The sequence below is a fragment of the Mycobacterium sp. 1245111.1 genome, from assembly GCF_001673405.1.
Taxonomy (GTDB): domain Bacteria; phylum Actinomycetota; class Actinomycetes; order Mycobacteriales; family Mycobacteriaceae; genus Mycobacterium.
The window spans coordinates 1-977 of sequence record NZ_LZLV01000158.1; the positions used below are offsets into that span (position 1 = coordinate 1).

At 60.3% G+C, this 977-nt stretch carries 1 protein-coding gene; it reads right to left on the reverse strand.

What is annotated here, in order from left to right:
- Positions 1 to 977 (reverse strand): MMPL family transporter (locus A5658_RS26805; RefSeq protein WP_156751235.1); only part of this gene is annotated, 977 nt, incomplete at both ends.

Genomic DNA, 977 nt, shown 5'->3' on the forward strand with positions numbered 1-977 from the left:
ACCGACGGCAAGCAGCACGATCACCGACATCGCGAGCACCATCCAGTGCAGTTTGATACCGAGGAAGTATTGCCAGACGAGCACCGACATGCCGAACGATGCCCCCAACGACAGCGCGACCGTCCCGACGATCACCGCCGCCGCGATCAGACTGCGGGTAATGATCAGCATGATGATGAAAATCAGGCAGAGCGAACCGATTCCGGCGATCATCAGGTCGTACTTGGAGCCGTCCTTCCAGTCTTTGAAGGTGGCTGCGGTGCCGGCGAGGTAGATCTTGGCATCCTCCAGCGGGGTGCCCTTGAGCGACTCCTCGGCGGCCTCGCGGATTTTATCGACGCGCGCGATGCCTTCCGGCGACGCGGGATCGCCACGGTGCGAGATGATCAACCGGACGGCGTGCCCGTTGGGTGAGATGAACTGTTTGAGACCTCGCGCGAAGTCCGGGCTTTTGAACGCCTCGGGCGGAAGGTAGAACGTGTCATCGTTCTTCGACTTGTCGAACGCGTCACCCTGGGCGGTGGCGTTGTCGGACTGCGCTTTTGCCTGTTCGTTCAGACCGTTGGTGGTGGCGTAGTTCGACATGATCGTGTCGAGGTTGTGCTGCTGGCTTTCGATCTGCGGCGGGATCAGCGCCACCAGCTGCGGCTGAATCTGGTCCAGCTTGTCGAGGTTCGCGCTGAGCGCCTCGATGTTCTCGCTCACCTGGTCGATGCCGTCGAGTGCGTTGAAGATCGACCGCACCGACCAGCACAGCGGGATGTCGAAGCAGTGCTTTTCCCAGTAGAAACCACTGCGGATCGGCCGGAAGAAGTCGTCGAAGTTGGCGATGTCGTCCCGCAACGACTCGGTGATCTTCACGGTTTCTTTTGTCAGCTTGGTGGTTTCGTGCGTGGTGTTGGTCAGATCCTGGGTGACCTTCATCTGCTCGTGCAGCGTCGCCATCGTCTTGCGCAGCTCGTCTGCCTGCTTGAGCA